Source organism: Stenotrophomonas sp. I18B00994 (assembly GCF_014145825.1).
In the GTDB taxonomy this organism is placed as follows: domain Bacteria; phylum Pseudomonadota; class Gammaproteobacteria; order Xanthomonadales; family Xanthomonadaceae; genus Stenotrophomonas; species Stenotrophomonas maltophilia.
In genome coordinates, this window is record NZ_JACIUW010000006.1 from 61,480 (window position 1) to 79,335 (window position 17,856).

The window sequence follows — 17,856 nt, forward strand, 5'->3', positions numbered from 1 at the left end:
TGCAATGGGATCCGACCCCGCAGCACTGCAGCTACCAGCGCGGCTGCAGGCGGCCGTCGGCGGCGAAACGCCAGCGTCCTTCAGCCCAGCCCAAGCCGAACAGGGCCAGCATCTGCGAGTAATAGGCCGGTGCATCAGCACGCTGCTGTTCGGCACTGGGCAGGCTGGCCCGCAGCGACTGCGCGTGCTCCGTGTCGCCCTGCGCGATCAGATACGGTAGCAGGGCCGCACGGAATCCGTAGTTGCCTTCGCCCTGCCCCTGGCCACTGCGGGTGTCGATCTTTTCCCACATCGGCGCACCACTGCGCAGGCGCTGCAGCGGCCCGGACAGGGCCGCCAGCTGCGTGCGGAACAACGGATCGCGCGGCGCGGTCATGCCTGCCCAGGTGTAGCAGCGGATCGCATCGTAGCCGCCGACCGCACCGCGCACCGGATCGACGACGAAGCGATCGCCTTTCCACGCCGCCCAGTCCGGTGCGAACCCGTGCGGGCTGCTCTGCTGCAACAGCTGCACGCTGTTGCGCGCCAGTGCCTGCCACGGCCCGCCGCGATCCTCCACTGCAAAGCGGCGCAGCAGCGGCAGTGGCAGATAACTGGGGTTGACCCGCGTGGCCTCCCCTTCGACGAATCCCTGTGGGCCCGGCAACAGCATCGGGCCGAGCCCGGGCAGGTCCACGATCTCGCGTGCCCGCACCTGGGCGAGCATGCCCTCGGCGATGGCGTTCAGCGCGGGACGGCGCCACAGCCGCGCGCCTTCCAGCAGCGCATAGGCCAGCCAGAGATCGGAGTCCGAGGCCGGGTTGTCATCCAGTACCCGCCACGCTCCGGCATCATCGCGTCCCCACAGCCAGGCGGGCAGGCGCTTGCCCATGTCACCAGCGGCGAGGTTGTCCTGGGTCCAGCCCAGGATGCGGTCGAACAGCGCCTGGTCGTTGTTGACCAGGGCGAAGAACAAGGCATAGGACTGGCCTTCGGACGTGCTGCGCTGATCGTCCTGGCTGCGATCGATCATGCGTCCGTCGCGGCTCAGGCTGCTGTCGAGCAGTACCTGCCACGCCGGCCAGCGCGGTGCGGGCGCGGCCTGCGCGCTGCACCAGCCAAGCAGCGGTAGCGTGGCGGCCGCCTGCAGCAGGCGACGTCGCCGCAGGTCAGCGGAATTCGCCATACGGCACCAGTGGCGATACGGGCAATGGTAGGTTTCCCTGCCACGGTTTGAAGGTATAGCGCAGGTAGAGCTGGAACGAATTCGGCGAGAAATCGCGGCTGCGCTGCAGAGTGCCGGCGGCACCCAGCACGAAGTGGTCGCCCAGGCGGCGCTCGACCGCACCATACAAGCGGTAGCCGGTGCCGGTGCTGCTGCTGTCGCCGGTGTACAGGCCGGCCTCGTCCAGCTGCAGGGGGCCATACTGCGGCTCGAGCTGTGCGATCACGCGCTCGATCAATGCCTGGTCGGGGAAACGGCTGATCGACGAGGTACGCGCACTGGACACACTTACCGAGCCATCCAGGCGCACCGACCACACGTCGTTGCGCCAGGCGAAGCTGACCGGCAGGCTCAGCGACGCATAGCGCTGCGGGCTGTAGTAGCCGCCCTGGCCCAGCGAGTAACCGCCCAGGTCCTTCTGGTAGCGCCAGTACATCGCGGTGGTGCCCACATCCAGCCGCATGTCGGGGCGCTGGATCAGCTTGTGGTACCAGCCCACCATCGCGCGTGCACGGGTATTGTCGACCACGTTGTGGCCGGTCAGCCGATGCCAGCTCCAGTTCGACCACACGCCATCGCGGCCACCCTGGTCGTAGCCGAGGCTGAAGGTCACGCCGTTGGCGGTGACGCCGCCCCAGCTGATGCCACTGCGCGGATCAACCGCACCGGCCTGCGACAGCAGCGAATTGGTCATTGGCCGCCGCGACACCGTGGCGCCCCAGCCGAAGCGCCCGAGGTCACCATTGAAGGTGACACCGCCAAGCCAGTTGCCGACCACGTAGTTGGACGGGGTGTGGCCGATATCGAAGTTCCAGCGGTCATCCAAGGTGCGCCAGCCCACGGCGAAGCCGGCGCCGGAGGTGCGCCGCTGGTGCACGAAACGGGTGCAACCCGGTGCGCGCAGGCGGCTGTTGTCAGCCTGCAGCAGATCCAGGTCGCAGCTACCGAAATCCTCGTCGTAGGCCCCGTTCCCGTCGGTCTGGAAGCGGCCGGCATCGAAGCTCACCTGCTCGATGCGCGCCCAGCCCAGGCCACCGGCGAACGGCGCGTCGAGATGCGCGATGCGGGTATCGCGCGACAGCCGCGAAATACCCGGGGTTCCGTCGCTACGGCGCCCGGTGTCCTGCATCACCGTCAGGGTGGGATTCTCCTGCTGGTACAGGGTCTCCACGTCGCTGCGCAGGCTGCGCCGCAACCAGTCATCGCCGGCCGTCTCGCGGCTGGCCAGGGTCAGCGCGCGATTGTCGCGTGGCGCGGCCTGGCTGGGGGCCAACAGGCCGTTGTCGGCCATCGCATGCGCATACATGTCCAGCGCCTGCTGTGGATCATCGCGGCGCACCAGCCGTGCAGCATCACGCCAGGACTGTGCGTCGGGCCCGGTCTTGCGCGCCAGCAACGCGCGCAGGATCGCCAACGCCTTCGTGTCCTCGCGCAGGTCGGTCCAGATCGTGGCGAGCTGGCGCTGCTGGCCGATCTCGGCATCGTCCACTGTTGGCGGTGCGTCGTGCATCTGGCGGCGCGCGCTGGCCAGATCGCCGGTGCCAATCCAGGCCTGTACCTGGCCCAGCTGCGCATCCACGTTGTCCGGCTGTGCAGCAAGCACGCGCTGGTAGTAGTGCAGCGCCTGCGCGTGGTCGCCGCGCAGGCGCGCCCATTCGGCCATCAGCAGATCGTTGTCGGTGCTGGGCGGTTGCTGCTGCAGCAGCGCGATGGCTTCGGCCTCCCTGCCCTGCGCACGCAGATCCCACAGATGATCGACCAGCTGCTGCCGCTGCAGGCGCGCCGACAGCGCGCGGATGTCATCGTCCCACTGCGCCTGCGGCAGCGCATCGAGCACCGCCAGCGCCTGCGGCAGCCGATCGGATCCCGACAGATAGAGCGCCTGCGCGTAGCGCGCTTCGGCACTGGCGTTGTGCGTGGCCACGTCGGCCACCACCGCGTCGGCTTCGTCCTGCCGGCCGGCGGCGCGCAGCTCGTTGCCCAGCGCATAGGCCAGCCATGCATCGCCCGGCAGTTCGCCGCGCAGCTGCTGTCCCAGCGTGATCGCAGTGCCTGCATCCCCGGCAGCCAGTGCCTGCTCGCGACGCTCACGCAAGCGACTGATCTGCAGCTGGCGCAGGTCTTCGGCATACAACCTGCGCTGGGCAGCGGGCAATGCGTTGATGAAGGCTTCCAGCCGCTGAGGATCGGTGCGACCGTACAGCTGCACCAGCTTGCGGATCACGTTGGCATCGTTGGGCGCCATCCGCCGGGCAACCTGCAACTGGCGTTCGGCCGCGGCGTCATCACCACGGGCCACGGCCACGTCGACCAGGCCCAGTGCAGCATTGACGTCGCGGGGCTGCTGGCGGCGCGCCTGCGCATACAGGCGCTCGGCTTCGTCCAGCCGGCCGGCCGCCAGCGCCGCGTCGGCCTGGTCCAGCTGCAGCCAGTAGCGGGTGCTGGCGATCAGGTCACGCCACTTGTCGTTGCTGTCACCGGCCGGGGTGGCCTGCACCGCACGCTGGAAATAGTTGATGGCCTGCTCGCGGCGGCCCTGGCGCATCAGCGCCATGCCCAGCCCCCCCAGCAGGTCGGGCTCGCGAGGATAATCGCGCAGGGCCCGCAGGAAGGCGCGCTCGGCCTCTTCATTGCGGCCTGCATCGAGCAACTGCTGGCCACGCAGACCGGCGCGCCACGCCGGGTCGCTGACCCGCTTGTGCTGGTCGGTGTAGCGGTCGCGCACCAACGCGATGTCGGCGAACGTCGGGTTGCGGGTGATGAAGTCCTGCAGCCTGCGTACGCTGCGGTCATCGGCCGGCTGATCCTTCAGGTAGGCCCACTCGGCGTCCGCCGCCATGCCGCGCGCTTCCGGATTGCGCCCCATGCGCTGCAGCACGGCCAGCGCCTCGGCATCGCGGCCGGCCGCGAACAGCATCTGCGACAGCGCCTGCAGCAACGGCACATTGCCCGGATAGCTGCGGTCCAGTTCGCTCAGCGCACGGATCGCCTGTGTACGCCCATCCGCCTGGGCGCCGCGCAGGCGCCAGTACTCCAGGCCCAGCTGCAGGCCGGGCGGGTCATCGTTGAACAGGCGCCGGTAGATAGCCAGCGCTTCGGCGCTGCGACCACCGGCAGCGAACAGACGCGCCTGCTGCAGGTCCTGCTGCAGGTCACCACGGTAGGCCTGCCAGAGGCGTTCGCCGGCGGCCAGTTCACGGGTACCCGCGCCGATCTCGCGCAGGCGCTTCAGGGTCGCCTCGGCATCCTGCAGCTTCTGCTGCGACAACTGCACTTCCAGGATCGCCACCAGCGTGCCGCGATCATCCGGTGCCAGCATGCGCAGCCGCGCCAGCGCGTCTTCGATCAGGCTCTGGCGACCGGTGGCCTCACCGATGCGCACCTGCTGCAGCAACCACTGGCGCTGCTCGGCGATGGTTCCGCCCGGTGTATCGGACAAGGTCTGCGCCGCGCAGGGCCCGGCACCGGCCAGTCCCAACAGGACCAGGCCGGATACGGTGACCAGCGGATGCCGAGTGCGTGCCATCAATGCCCCGGGTCCAGGCGCTTGGCCGCAACCCAGCGCAGCGTGCGCCACAACAGGAAGGCCACCATCAGCACCACCAGCGTGGCCAGCACCGCCAGCAGTGCCGGGTGGTCGGCCAGGTGGTACCACAGCAGCAGCCACCACGGCAGCGCGCCGACGTAGTAGTGATCGCCGACGAACTGGCTGTGGATGCCCGAGGTACGCAGGATCGCCACCGAACCGGCGATGGCTTCGCGCTTGCCGGTATCACTGAGCGCATCGTCGAGCAGGCCGTAGTCGGCGGCGTTGCTGGCGGCCAGCGAAACGATGCTGCGCTGCGCATGCCTCGGCGACTGCAAGCCGATGATCGCGGCGAACGGCGCCTGCGCGCTCACTGCCACTTCGGTCACCGCCGGGTCGCCATCGCGGCTGCCACGGCGCGCCTGTTCCATCGCCTGCTGCGGCGACGGCGACTGGCCGTTGAGCAGACGCGTGCGCTGGTCGTCGATCAGCAGCGACAGCTGCTGGCTGCCGCGCAGTTCGGCAGGCAGGGCGCCCAGCATCAGCAGGTCCGCATCCAGCGCGCTGGCCTGCTTCCAGTCATCGGACAGGCGCAGGCCATAGGCCGGGTAGCCGCTCTGCACGCCCAGCCCACCGATCAGGTTCAACAGCAGGCTGACCTGTGCTTCGCTGGCGCCGGGCGGCACCAGCACGACCGTCTCGGACAGATCGGCCATGCGGGTGAAGGGGAAACCGCTGAGTGCGAACGCGGACAGGTCCGGCAGGCCCATGTAGTGATGGAACCCGGAGAAGTCGATGGTGGAGTCTTCCTCGATGGCTGCCTGCAGGTTGGGCGGCAGCACGGTCTGGCAATGATCGCGCTGTGCACTTCCCATCACGCTGGCGAAGTTGAAATCAAAGCGCAGCTGGTTGCGGTCGCCCAGCTTGAGCGCCGGAATCAACAGGCGCCCGTCATCGGCACCGGCATCGCCGGCCAGCACCGGCAGGCGGATTTCCTCCAGGCCCTGCTTGCCGTTGCGACGCACCAGCGGGAAGCTGGAGATGAACTGGTCGTTGATTGCAACGCCCAGCCGCGACTCATCGCTGCCGAACGGCGGCGTGTAGCGGTAGCGCAGGTTCAGCGGAATGCCCTGGTTGCGCCAGATGAACAGGTCCGGCGGCAGGTTGAGGTTGACCGTGATCGGCTGCGGCGACACGCCGTTGGCGTGCAGCTGCTGCGGATAGTCGAGTAGTTCGGCCAGGCGCACGGCGCGGTCGGTACGCACCCAGTTCGGTGCGTCGTACGGCTTGCGCGGGGCCAGCGGCTTGATCTCGTCGACGCTGACCTGACGGCCGCGGAACAGCACGTTGCCGGCCGCCATCGCGGCCACCGCCTTCTGCAGATCCTCATCGTTGCGGCCCAGCACCAGCAGCAGCTTGCGCTGCGGATCCTCCGGCAGCGACATCAGTTCGATCATCGGGCCCTTCACTGGGGCATGGTTGGCGATCACCGGCGGGAACCTGCCGTTGACCGCCAGCACTACCGCGTGACCCTTGTCCGGCAGCGCACCGAAGCTGACCGGAAAACGCGCCTGGCGCCACCAGCCGGACAGGCTGCCGAAGTACGAGGACATCACCGCCGCCGCGCGCTGCTGCGCCAGGCTCGGTGCGGCGGCAAACACCACCGGCAGTTCCAGGCGTGCGGTATCGCGCGGGTCGAAGAACGGCAGCGGGAAGTTGGCCAGGTCGTCCTGCATCGCCAGTGGCTGGCCACCCAGGCGCAGCGTGCTGTTGCTGGACAGGTTGACCCACAGCGAGCTGTGCGTCGGCTCTTCGCAGATGTCGGTGTAGTGACCGACGAACTCCAGGCGGACCTGGTTGAAATCGGCGATCAGGCGTGCGTCCAGCGGCAGCTTGGCCTGCACTGGGCGGCCGAGCTGGTCGTTGCTGATCGGCACCACGCCCATCATCGCGTCGTTGAGGTAGACCCGCAGGTGCGACAGGGTCGGGAGCAGCGATGGTGAAGGCGTGAAGCTCAGATCCAGTTCCGCATCGCGGACCAGGCGGTCACGGCGCACCTGGAACTCGAAGGTGGTGGCATTGCGCACCCCCGACAGCAGCGTGTCCTGGCGACGCCCCAGCTGCGCGAAGGTGTTCTGCCGCTGCCAGGGCCAGGCGCTGCCCGCCCAGGTCTGCGCCAGCGCGGGCTCGGTACCGGCGGCAGGCGTGGTAGCGGGTGCGGCCGGCACGCTCGGCATCGGTGGCGCGGCAGGCGCCGTGGTGGGAGGAGTGGCCAGTGCCGGGGCAGGCGCGCTGTTGCCTGACGCCACGGGCAGGGCCAGCAGGGGCAGCAGCAGCCAACGCAGAGAGGACGGAAGGGTCATGGACGAAGCCCTGGATCAGCGGCTGGGTCAGCCGGGTGGGAAGGAAGCGGACGTTGCGGAGCAAAACTGGCCAGCCATCGCAGCAGGCGACGATTCCAGTGTGCCGGGCGGTCAAGGTCGAACGGTGCGAAATCACCCATCCGCCGATAGCCACGCCAGCCCAGGACCAGCACGCTCCACAGGCTACGCGGCAGGCTCTTGGGTTGGTAACCGGCGTGCCAGTCGAGCCAGGCATCGGCGCGGGCGAAGGTGCACTGGGCGAACTCGACGCGCTGGCGTTCGTCCTCGAACAGCAGCAGCAAGCCCAGTCGCTGGCCGACCGTGCGCTGCACGCGCGCCAGGAACGCGAACTCGCGGCGGCCGCGCCCCAGCAGCACCTGCACGCGCTGGCCTTCGGCCAGTTGTGCGTCTTCGCCGAGCTCGACGCCCACGCCATCGTTGGAGTAATCCTGAAGCACGCCGCGCAGGCGGCGGCCATCGGGTACCTGCAGCGCCATCGGCAGGTGGGTGGTGACGCGATGCGTGCGCCGCACCTGCTGCACTTCAGCGGCCACCGCCAGCGCACCACCGATGATCAGCAGGTTGTACAGTACCCACAGCGAACTGACGACCACCGTGCCGCGTTCGTCGAGCGGCCCATGCATGAAGCGCCATACGGCAAAGCACAGGCCTAGCACGTTCAGCAGCGCCAGCACCAGGTAGGGCTGCGCCACGCGCCAGTCGAAGCGATCACCGGCCTGGGTACCACCCTTGTCGGTGACGTTGAACTTGCCACGGCCCGGGCTGAACAGCGCCACGGTAGTGGGCCGTGCGATGTACCAGGCCAGCACGGTCTCGTACACCTCACCCCAGAACGGCCGCCGGTACTTGCCCTGGATTCGCGCGTTGGTAAGGCTGGCGTGGGCCATGTGCGGCACCACGAACAGCAGGATGGCCAGTGCCGGTGCGTAGATGATGTAGACGTGCAGCAGCAGGAACGCCAGCGGCGCGGTGAGGAACACCAGGCGCGGAATGCCGGCCAGGAAATGCAGCATCGCGTTGGCATAGCAGAAGCGCTGGAACAGGCTCAGGCCCTTGCCCAGCAGCGGGTTGTCGATGCGGAAGATCTGCACCATGCCGCGCGCCCAGCGGATGCGCTGGTTGACGTGTGCGCCGAGGCTGTCGGTGGCCAGGCCGGCTGCCTGCGGAATGCGCAGGTAGGCCGAGTTCCAGCCCTTGCGGTGCAGGCGCAGCGCGGTGTGCGCATCCTCGGTGACGGTCTCGGTGGCAAACCCGCCGATGGCATCGATGGCCTCGCGCCGCAGTACCGCGCAGGAGCCGCAGAAAAACGCCGCGTTCCACAGATCGTTGCCGTCCTGCACCAGGCCGTAGAACAGCTCGCCTTCGTTGGGGTCGCTGCGGAACACCTGCAGGTTGCGTTCGAACGGATCGGCCGAGAAGAAGTGGTGCGGGGTCTGCACCAGCGCCAGTTTCGGGTCGCGCAGGAACCAGCCGCAGGTGATCTGCAGGAACGAACGCACCGGCAGGTGGTCGCTGTCGAAGATGGCCACCAGCTCGCCATCGATCAGGGTCAGGGCGTGGTTGAGATTGCCGGCCTTGGCATGGCGGTTATCGGCGCGGGTGACGTGGTTGACCCCGGCGCGCTCAGCGAATGCGCGGAATTCTTCGCGCTTTCCATCATCGAGGATGTGGATGCGCAGCTTGTCGGCCGGCCAGTCCAGGCCCATCGCTGCGTACACGGTGTGCCGCACCAGCGCCAGGTCTTCGTTGTAGGTGGGAATCAGCACATCCACCGTCGGCCACTGGCGGATGTCGGCCGGCAACGGCGCCGGGCGGCGGCGCAGCGGCCACGCCACCTGCACGTAGCCCAGCATCAGCACCAGCCAGGAATAGGTTTCCGCCGCCAGCAGCACCACGCCACAGACCAGGTCGAAGGTGCTGTTCCAGTTCAGCGTGGCGGTATAGCGCCACCATAGGTAACGGCAGGACACGGTGATCGACAGCACGACTAGCACCAGCGTCGCATAGCGCCCCTGCATGCGCCGCACCAGCAGCGCGATGGCCCACAGCAGTGCAACGAACACGAACTGTGCGAGATAGGTGAACGGCTGGGTGATGCACAGCGCCGCCAGCCCCAGCGTGGCCAACCCGACCAGCAGGGTCAGCAGGTGCCGCGAACGTGGCGACAGGCTGCCCATCTTACGGCCGAACCAGGCCGCCACGCGGCTGTTCCAGAATTCACTGGGCGCATCGCGCATCGCGCGCAGATAGCGCAGGCGGCCACGACCGGCCGCACCACGCAGTTCGGCAATGCGTTCGCGCCGGGCCTGGGCCAACCGTTGCCGCCTCAGCGAGGGCTGCGGTACCAACCGCACCACCGATAGCCACATGGCCTGGATCAGCAATCGCAGGGGATCACCTGGGCGCCAGCGACGGTCGCCCTGTATCTGCGGGAAGGCGTAGCGCAGGCGCGGCGCCTGCGCCTGCCATGCCGGCCCTTCCAGGCGCAGGAACGCCCAGCCCACGCATTGCAGCAGCCACAGCATTGCCCGCGTCGGCCAGGACGCATGCACCCGCTCACGCAGGCGTCCCCAGTCCAGGTAATAGACGCGGGCACCCATCAGCGTCCTCTCGCCGCGGCCTGGCGCCGTGTGGCCTCCGCCAGGCACCACAGCACCAAGCCATCCACATCGGCAGCAGCCAGCGAATCGGTCGCATAGCGGCCCAGTGGCTGCTTGCTGGCCAATGCGGACGGCACCCGCGCATCCTCGTGCAGCGGCTGCGGCACCAGCCGCGCCCCGTGCGCGTGCAGCCACAGCTGCATCAGATCGCGCTGCACCGGAATGACCGGGTCATAGCGGTTGGCCAGCAGCAGGCGGGTGTCATCCGGCTGGCATTGCAGGAACACATGGCTGACCGGATCGACACAGGCCAGGCGCAGCGGCAGCGTGCAGCGCGCGTGCTGGTTGATGGCCGCAGCGTGCGCCGGCAGGCGCTGCGGCAGGTCGAACAGGATCCAGTCGAACTGGGTCTCCAGCAGCGGAATGCGTTCGGCCCAGGTGGCCGGCGCCTGCTGCAGCTGCTGTTCGATGCGCATCGCGGCCCCGGCATCGACACGACCGTAGGGCAGCACCGCCAGCCCCGCTGCGATGGCATAGGCGGCATCGCGCCAATCCGTGCCGTCCAGCTGCGCGCGCGCCCAGCCGTTGTCGACATCGGCCGGCAGGCCCAGGTGCAGGCCGAGCATCTGGTCCGGGCTGCATTCGACCAGCAGCACACGCTGGCCCTGGGCGTGCAGGCCCTGGCCCAACGCGGCAAGCACCGTAGTGACGCCGGTTCCGCCATGGATGCCCTGCAGCGACAACACGGTGCTCATCGGCGTGGCTCCAGTTCGGCCAGCAACGGCCAGCGCGCCAGCGCCCGTGCACGTTCCTGCTGGGCCGAGAAGTCCACGTAGGGCAACCCTGGCATGTCCAGACTGCGGCGCAGCAGGTCGATGTCATCCTCTTCCACGGACAATGTGACCGGCACGGCAAGAATGTCGGCAGGCATCAGCGCGCCTCCTCCGGGTAGGGGCTCCAGGTCTGGCTGCCCTGCAGCTGCAGCCAGGGCTTGCCGGCGTACTCGATGACCTTGGCGCCTTCGTTCTCCGATACCGACGGTGTCTGCGGCAGCCCCTTCAGCAGGCTGTCCCAGTTACGCTCGCTCGGCGGCGACTGGGCATTGAGCGCGTACACACGCGACACCAGCTCGGACACCGCCAGGTAGCTGCTCGGTTCGGGCACATGACGTGGGCCGCCGGCCGCCGGCGCGCCCATGCCGATCAGCTTCACGCCCACCGGCACGTGAGTGATCGATGGACTGGGAATCTCACGCATGCCCGGAATCTGCATGCGGTCGCCATGCAGGGCCGCGCCATGCTCAGGCACCACCACGATCATCGCGCGGCGGCCACTCTTCTCCACCGCATCGACGAAACCGGCCATGTCACCCAGCACCATTTCCGCACGTGCCTTGTAGTCGGCGGCATTCGAACGGCCATCGGCGCCGACGATGCGGTTGCCATCGTGCAGCGAGATCGTGTTGTAGAACAGCGCCACCTGCTGGCTGGTCCCGGCCAGCCGCTGTTTCCACCACGCCATCAGCACATCACCATCGCGGCGCAGCGGTGACTTGTCGAACGCCACCAGCGCTTTAGGAAACGCGCTGATGTCCATCGGCTGCGCCTGCAGCCCACCGTACTGGTGCAGTTCGCCGATGAAATCGTCGAAGTGGCCGTCATGGTTCATCGCCAGCTCGCTCTGGAAGCCCAGATGCTGCAGGTTCGAGAACAGCTGGCACTCGGCCGGCACCGGATCGAACAGCGCGGTGTGCGAGGTCTGGCCACAACTGGCGCGCAGCAGGCGGATCGCTGCTGGGCCGCTGTAGGCGGTTGCCGAGTTGAAGTCGTCGAACACCACGTCCATGTGGTCGAGCAGGTTGTTCTGGCGCAGCCCCACTTCATCCAGATCGCTCCATGCCAGCGAGCAGATGTTGAGGATGATGACGTCGAACGGCGCGCCGCTGCCCGGTGCGGGGAAGCTGGTCTTGAGGCTGGCCTGCTGCTGGTAGAAGCTGGCCAGCCATGCATTGAGCGTCTCGTTGTTGGCCGGCGGCAGGCCGCCACCTGAGGTGCCTCCGGTGCTGGCGGTGGCCGCGGTGGCCGCGGTGGCGGTACCCTGCCCCCAGTTCCAGCCCGCCGGCATCGGTATCGCCATCACGGCCAGGCCAAGCATGCCCAGCACGCTCAGGGTAGTGATGCGCAGCCACGGCTTGAGCAGCATGTAGGCCAGCACCAGCATCACCAGCACCGCCACCATCTGCCAGTTGATGAAGCGCTGGGCCAGTTCAAGCCAATAGTCGGCCGAGAAGTCCAGCACGCCCGGCTGCACCAGCAGGCGCCGGAACGGTGGCCACCAGGTGTCCTGGTAGTACAGCGCGACGCCCACCGGTACCGCGACGACGGTGCGCGCGATGCGTGCCCAGCGCCAGCGCAGCGGAATCAGCAGCGCGCCCAGGAACAGCAGGTTGGGCAGGATCTTCAGATCCAGCGCGCCCATCCAGGCCAGTACCACCTTGGACAGGAAGTACAGGTTCCAGCCACGCAGGTCGGCCCAGGCGAAGGGAGATGCGGGTGCCATCTGCGGACTCATGCAGCCCTCCGCGGCGCACGCTGGCGTACACCGGCGCGGCGCAGATGGCGGGGCGGCAGCCAGCGCGCGACACGGCGGCGCAGCCCGCGCCACAGGGTGCCAAGCATGGCACCGAAGGGAATCATCACCAGCGCGCAAGCGACGATCAGGGTCCAGAGTTGCTGGTCGGTGGTCATGCGCGATCTCCCAGTCGCAGCGGCTTCGGGGCGGTGAAAACAGGTGCCTCCAGCGCCGGGGCCACTGCCGGCAGAACCGCGGGGGCTTCAGGCAGTACCTCGGCCTCCGGATCGCTGCTGCGGGCGTTCATCGCTGCAATGTCGTATTCGGCCAGACGCTGGTAGCCGTCGAACAGTTCGCGCCAGGGCAGACGGAACAGATTGCCCAGGGCCTGCTCGACCGCGTCACGCCGGCAACCAAACAGGAACAGGCGTACCTGCCCGCGGTAGACACAGGCCAGGTCGCCCTGGCGGCGGATGCGCAGCTGCTGCAGGGTCTGCTCCGCGCGCAGCCCGGCCACCGGCTGCAGCGCCAGCACGGCGCTTTCCACCGCGCTGCCGTCCTGGTCGATGCGTTCGCCAGCGATCTGGCGGAAGCGTGCGGCGTTGACCAGGCCACTGACCGATGGTGGCCGATGCGCACGGATCAACGGCTCCGGATCTTCAGCCAGCTGACCCTGCCAACGTTGGCGCTGCACGGTTTCCAGCAGGGTCAACAGGCGCGGCAAAGGCGTGTCGGCTGGCACCACCAGGCTGCAGCCGCACTGCATCAGCAGCCGCTCATCGGCGTAGCGCAGGCAGGGCTGCAGCTCGCGCACCACCAGTTTCAATGCGTTGCCACGTTCGCGGCGCAGGCGGTGCAGCAGGCGGGCCAGTGCATCCACCTTTGCATTCTCGTCGATGGCCAGCACCACGGTGGCCTCGCGCGCCTGCAGCGCGGCCGGCAGCAACCCGCCCCAACCGTCATACAGGCGCCAGGCCGCCGACAACGGCGGCGCACCTTCCAGTACTTCGGTCTGGGCCAGGTAGACATCGCGGTCACCGCCGCTGGCCAAACCGATCGCCGTCTCGGCGGCATCGGCCTCGGCCAGATGGCGCAGCCCACGGTTCTCCTGCTCGATGCCGAATGATCGCTGCGCCACCACACCATGGCTGTTGGACCAGTAGTGCAGCAGCAACTGCAGGGCGCCGCGATGCGGATGCAGCTGGGCCACGCCGGCACAGCTGCGGTTCAACGGCAGCAGCCGTGGCGCAAGCGTCGCCACTTCGCCATGGCACAGCAACAGCAGCACCTGCTGCGCCTGCACGGCCCAGTCCTGCAGCTGCTGGCACCAGCGCGCCAGCCGGGCATCGTCCCAGCCGTCCAGCGCCGCCACCGGGAACTGCACCATGCTGAGCCGGGTGCGCGCCGACGCGGTGCGCGGCAGATCGCCGGTCAGCCCGCGCAGCGCCTGCTGCATGCCATGGTGCGAGCGTTGGAACAGCCGCAGGCGGGCCGGCCCCTGGTCGGCCGGCAGCAGCGCCAGCATCGATTCGGCCCCCCGCCCCAGCGTGACCAGCACGGCCTCGTCCAGTGCGTCGGCCGTGGCCAGCACACCGGCACCGAGCAGATCCGTCGGTGCGCTGCCGGCGGCGACCACCCAGTACAGGCCCCCGCTGCGCATTTCGACGAATTCGGTGGGCAATCCGGCAATGGCAAGGTGGGTCGCTGGCACGCCGGATCCTTTCATTGCCCCTCAACCGGACGGAACGCCCGGCAGCGGAGGCGCTGCGGTGAAAAAGAGGTCATTTCCATGACGTACATCACATTCATGTTTCTGTACGGCAATAATAGCTCTGATCTTCACGTTTGCGGGATCAAGACGCAGTCAACGCCGCCGGTGGAACTGGCGACGTGCGGCTCGAAACTCAGCAGTGGGGAAACGCGTGTTACTCGTACTGGATCGTGAACGTTGCCTGCCCGTTGGCAGTGCCGGCGCCGACGGTTCCGGCCTGGGTCTGCACGTAGCGCGCACGCAGCGGCAGGCTCATGACACTGGTACCGGCGGTGGTGGTGCCGACACTGATGGTCTGGCCGAAGCGCACTTCGCGCTCGCTGCTGCCGTCGCGCTGGACCATCTGGATGCCGATGCGGGTAGCGCTGTTGGTGGCTGCGCTCAGCTTCAGCACGCCGGGCATGTTCGAGCTGTCCTGGTCGGCGTCCAGGCGGATGCCGATCTTGCTCTGGTATGCGGCCACGTTGCTGCCCTGGCAGTTCAGGCGGATCTCGAAATCGCGGTCGACGGCCTTGGAACCGACACCAGTAAAAGTGGTATTGGGCACGCTGCCGAAATCGACGGCGATATTGCGGCTGCCGGCCTGCACTTCGCAGGTCGGGCTGACCACGGTGGTGCCCGAGCCCTTGAAGGTCGAGGTCAGTTCCGGACGGCCAGGGCCGTCGCCGTCGAGATAATAGGTGGTGAAGCGGCCGTTAGGCGCGATGATGCCCGAGCCCGTCTGCGCGGCGGTCTTGATCAGCTCCACCCGGAAGCGGCCACCGTTGAGGGTCAACGTCCGGCTGCCCCCCAACTGCAGGGTATGTGGGTAGTAAGTCTGGATGGTGCCCGAATCACGATAGACACGAATGCCCACCCCGGCTACATCGGTGGCATAGACGTTGCTGAAACCCGGGACCGCGTTCTGCTGCGCGGCGTTGACGAAACGGCCATTGGCACTACCGCCCCAGCGATCGCAGTAACCGATGCTGTCGCGCTGGTTGATAGGCACGATCAGCTCCTTGATCACACCACCGACGGGCAGGCTAGGCAGGATTACGATCTGCCCCATGTCCATCTGCACGTCCTGCGCGACAAAGCCCTGTTGGGTGATGTAGCAGGTCGCCAACGCCGGGCTGGCCACGGCAATACCAGCCAATATGGCCACCGCACTCAGCGCCTTGCGGCCACGGGAAGAGATCATCGGCATGCTGCCTCCAGCGGGATGAAGCCGGTCCTGGACGCATCGGCGCCCGCCGGAACCTGGTAATCGACGGTGCAGCGCTGATCGGCGCCCGCGCCCCACTCCACCAGCAGGCGGCCCTGGGTCTGCTCGCTGCGCACATACAGGCGGCCGCCCTGACTGACCATGCCCACCGGCTGGCCCTGCTCGTCCTTGACCTGTGCTCCGAACGGTATGCTGCGGCCATCAGGGTTGCGTACCTGGATCAGCAGCGCATTGCCCTTGCGGGTATCGAAGCGCAGGTAGCTGATGGCACCGGCGAACGGCGCGATCGCCTGGCTGGTGCTCTCCAGTTCGACGTCGTGGGCCATGCCCTGCGGGTCGAGGGTGACGGTGTTGAGGCGGTATGGCGACACGTACGGCACCACGGCGTAGCCGCGGCCATCGACGCGCAGGCCAGGGGCGTTGCTGACGATGGCATCGCGTGCGCCCGGAGCTTCCACCAGCACCATGGTGTCGCCACGCTGCGGGGTGAAGGTGAAGCCGCCCGGATGCACGACCACGCTGCCGTTGGCACCGGCCGAGGCCTGGCGGAAATCACGCGAGTGGCTGTAGGTGGCGTTCAATGCCGAATAGCGGCTGCGGTATTCGACGTTGCCGACTGCGGTGGTGCCGCCTTCGCGCGAGTCGGACAGGGCGGCGCCATAGCTGAAGTTGTTGTCGACGCCGGCCGAACCGGTGATGCCGACGCGGCTGTTGTCGTAGCCACCGCGATCGCGCACGCCGAGGTCGGCGCTGAACGATACCGGGTGGGTACCACGGCCCAGCGGCACGCTCATCGACAGCAGGTACTGGGTATCGGAACGGCCCAGAACGCCCTCTTCGGTACGCAGCGCAGAGAAGCCATAATTCACTGAGCGCCAGGCGTTGTTGTAGCCGACCTGGTACTGCTTGGAGGTGCCGGAGCGATCGTAGAAGTCGCGCACCGAACCGGTCAGGTACAGCGCGCCGCCGCGACGACCCAGCGGCTGGTTCAGCGTCACCTGGAACTGGCTGCGCTGGCGGCCGCGGGTGGTCGGATCGATGCCACGCTTGTCCGAATCACGACCGTACAGTGCGTCCTGCAGGCTGTAGAAGCCTTCAGTCGAATAGCGGTAGGCGGCCAGGGTCAGGTTGGTCCCGGTCTCGCCGATCATGTTGCTGTAGCTCAGGCGCACGCTGGCACCGGTGTGGTTGCCGTAGTGATCGAACGAGGTACGCGCATGGGTGACGTCGGCGGCGAACGCGCCGACCGGCGTGGACAGGCCAACGCCGTACAGCAGCGACAGGTAGCCGTCGCTCAGTGCGCTGCCGCCGTACAGGGTCAGCTGGTTGCCGATACCACGCTGGTAGGTGCCCTGCACCAGCCACGGCTCATCGGCCAGCAGCTTGTTGCGCACCTGGCCGGCGGTCAGCGAATAGCGTGATACGCCTTCGCGCAGCATCTGCGGCACCGAACCGAACGGCACCTTGAACTCGCGGCGACGGCCATCGGCCTCGATCACGCTCACTTCCAGGTCGCCGCCGTAACCGGTCGGGTACAGGTCGTCGATGACGAAGCTGCCCGGCGATACGGTCGAGGAGTAGATCAGCTGCTGGTTCTGGCGCACTTCGATACGCGCGTTGGTCTCGGCGATGCCGCGCACGACCGGCGCGTAACCGCGCAGCGAATCGGGCAGCATGCGGTCATCGCTGGCCAGGCTGGCACCGCGGTAGCCGATCGAATCGAACAGTTCGCCGGTGGTGTAGGCCTCACCGATGGTGAGCATGCCGCGCACCTGCGGGATGCCGCGCTGGGCGTAGGTCGCGATGCTCTGCCAGTGGCGACCATCGCCCTCGGACCAGGTCAGGTTCGAGTCGTGGCGGAACTGCCAGCCGCCCAGGTTGAGGCCGGCGTTGAGGCCCAGGTAAGCACTGCGGTTGCGCTGGCCGCCTTCGACGCGGCTGTCGCTGTCGATGGCATTGAAGCTGTAGCCGACGAAGCCGGCATTGATGCCGCGGTCCCACAGCGACGGATTGACGTAGCCGCGCGCCTCGCGGCGCAGAAACACCTGCGGGATACTGAGGTCGTAGCGCAGGTTGCCGCTGTCATAGATGCCGTAGGCATTGGCCATGCGCTGCTGCACCGGTACGCAGCTGGTCGTGTCGGTCGGCACGGACGGGTCCTGCTGCAACAGCACGGCCTCGCTGTCCACGCCCATTTCCTCCAGCATCGGCAGCGGCAGGCAGGCGTCGACACGGCCCTGCGCATCGGCCTTGAACTGCAGATCGCGGCGTCCCTGCCAGGCACCGTTGACGTAGACGTCGACACGGTAGTTGCCAGCCACCATCGGGTTGCCGTTGCTGAAGGCCGCCAGGTCGACCTGCTTGGCCTGGCCAGACAGGAAGCTGGAGTTGAACTGCGCCGACTCCGGTGCACGCGCGGTGGCCGCACCACTCTGCGCCATCAGCGCCTGTTCGCCGAGATTGGCCGGGGCGGCCAGCGCCCATCCTGGACAGGCCACGCCAGCAACCAGCAGGCAAAGCGCCTGATGGATCGACAATGTCAATCTGTTTCCGATCACACTGACATTCCTTCAGTTCGCCGCACGGCGGCGGT

11 protein-coding genes are annotated in these 17,856 nt (G+C 67.8%); all 11 read right to left on the reverse strand.

The window, feature by feature from the left end; genetic code table 11:
* Positions 1-31: 31 nt before the first annotated feature.
* Positions 32-1,165, reverse strand: a complete 1,134-nt coding sequence (gene bcsZ / locus H4O10_RS08335; protein ID WP_049430322.1) for a cellulose synthase complex periplasmic endoglucanase BcsZ — start codon at positions 1,163-1,165, stop codon at positions 32-34.
* Complete coding sequence (bcsC, locus tag H4O10_RS08340) at positions 1,149-4,730, reverse strand: cellulose synthase complex outer membrane protein BcsC (RefSeq protein WP_049452074.1); 3,582 nt, start codon at positions 4,728-4,730, stop codon at positions 1,149-1,151. The genes bcsZ and bcsC overlap by 17 nt, the downstream gene beginning before the upstream one ends.
* Positions 4,730-7,093, reverse strand: coding sequence for a cellulose biosynthesis cyclic di-GMP-binding regulatory protein BcsB (gene bcsB, locus H4O10_RS08345; RefSeq protein ID WP_080353393.1), 2,364 nt, complete (start codon positions 7,091-7,093; stop codon positions 4,730-4,732). Before bcsB ends, bcsC begins: the two co-directional genes overlap by 1 nt.
* Complete coding sequence (bcsA, locus tag H4O10_RS08350; RefSeq protein ID WP_182681002.1) at positions 7,090-9,714, reverse strand: UDP-forming cellulose synthase catalytic subunit; 2,625 nt, start codon at positions 9,712-9,714, stop codon at positions 7,090-7,092. Before bcsA ends, bcsB begins: the two co-directional genes overlap by 4 nt.
* The gene (gene bcsQ / locus H4O10_RS08355) at positions 9,714-10,469 is read right to left on the reverse strand and encodes a cellulose biosynthesis protein BcsQ (protein ID WP_180845693.1); all 756 of its coding nucleotides are present in this window, start codon (positions 10,467-10,469) and stop codon (positions 9,714-9,716) included. Before bcsQ ends, bcsA begins: the two co-directional genes overlap by 1 nt.
* Positions 10,466-10,645 (reverse strand): cellulose biosynthesis protein BcsR, encoded by a 180-nt coding sequence (bcsR, locus tag H4O10_RS08360; protein ID WP_049402398.1) that lies wholly within the window; start codon positions 10,643-10,645, stop codon positions 10,466-10,468. Before bcsR ends, bcsQ begins: the two co-directional genes overlap by 4 nt.
* Positions 10,645-12,285, reverse strand: a complete 1,641-nt coding sequence (bcsG, locus tag H4O10_RS08365; RefSeq protein ID WP_231522717.1) for a cellulose biosynthesis protein BcsG — start codon at positions 12,283-12,285, stop codon at positions 10,645-10,647. The genes bcsR and bcsG overlap by 1 nt, the downstream gene beginning before the upstream one ends.
* Positions 12,282-12,461, reverse strand: a complete 180-nt coding sequence (bcsF, locus tag H4O10_RS08370; protein ID WP_033836073.1) for a cellulose biosynthesis protein BcsF — start codon at positions 12,459-12,461, stop codon at positions 12,282-12,284. Before bcsF ends, bcsG begins: the two co-directional genes overlap by 4 nt.
* Positions 12,458-13,996 carry a BcsE family c-di-GMP-binding protein gene (locus tag H4O10_RS08375; RefSeq protein ID WP_049452072.1) on the reverse strand — a complete coding sequence of 513 codons (1,539 nt, stop codon included), beginning with the start codon at positions 13,994-13,996 and terminating at the stop codon, positions 12,458-12,460. The genes bcsF and H4O10_RS08375 overlap by 4 nt, the downstream gene beginning before the upstream one ends.
* A gap of 214 nt (positions 13,997-14,210) precedes the next feature.
* A complete protein-coding gene (locus H4O10_RS08380; RefSeq protein WP_049452071.1) occupies positions 14,211-15,245 on the reverse strand; it encodes a fimbrial protein in 1,035 nt (344 codons plus the stop codon).
* A complete protein-coding gene (locus tag H4O10_RS08385; protein WP_049452070.1) occupies positions 15,236-17,800 on the reverse strand; it encodes a fimbria/pilus outer membrane usher protein in 2,565 nt (854 codons plus the stop codon). The genes H4O10_RS08380 and H4O10_RS08385 overlap by 10 nt, the downstream gene beginning before the upstream one ends.
* Positions 17,801-17,856: the final 56 nt, after the last annotated feature.

What these genes read in the sequence shown, in the direction of transcription:
- bcsZ (WP_049430322.1), bottom strand. Translation starts at nt 1,165, where the DNA reads ATGGCGAATTCCGCTGACCTGCGGCGACGTCGCCTGCTGCAGGCGGCC.
- bcsC (WP_049452074.1), bottom strand. Translation starts at nt 4,730, where the DNA reads ATGGCACGCACTCGGCATCCGCTGGTCACCGTATCCGGCCTGGTCCTG.
- bcsB (WP_080353393.1), bottom strand. Translation starts at nt 7,093, where the DNA reads ATGACCCTTCCGTCCTCTCTGCGTTGGCTGCTGCTGCCCCTGCTGGCC.
- bcsA (WP_182681002.1), bottom strand. Translation starts at nt 9,714, where the DNA reads ATGGGTGCCCGCGTCTATTACCTGGACTGGGGACGCCTGCGTGAGCGG.
- bcsQ (WP_180845693.1), bottom strand. Translation starts at nt 10,469, where the DNA reads ATGAGCACCGTGTTGTCGCTGCAGGGCATCCATGGCGGAACCGGCGTC.
- bcsR (WP_049402398.1), bottom strand. Translation starts at nt 10,645, where the DNA reads ATGCCTGCCGACATTCTTGCCGTGCCGGTCACATTGTCCGTGGAAGAG.
- bcsG (WP_231522717.1), bottom strand. Translation starts at nt 12,285, where the DNA reads ATGAGTCCGCAGATGGCACCCGCATCTCCCTTCGCCTGGGCCGACCTG.
- bcsF (WP_033836073.1), bottom strand. Translation starts at nt 12,461, where the DNA reads ATGACCACCGACCAGCAACTCTGGACCCTGATCGTCGCTTGCGCGCTG.
- H4O10_RS08380 (WP_049452071.1), bottom strand. Translation starts at nt 15,245, where the DNA reads ATGCCGATGATCTCTTCCCGTGGCCGCAAGGCGCTGAGTGCGGTGGCC.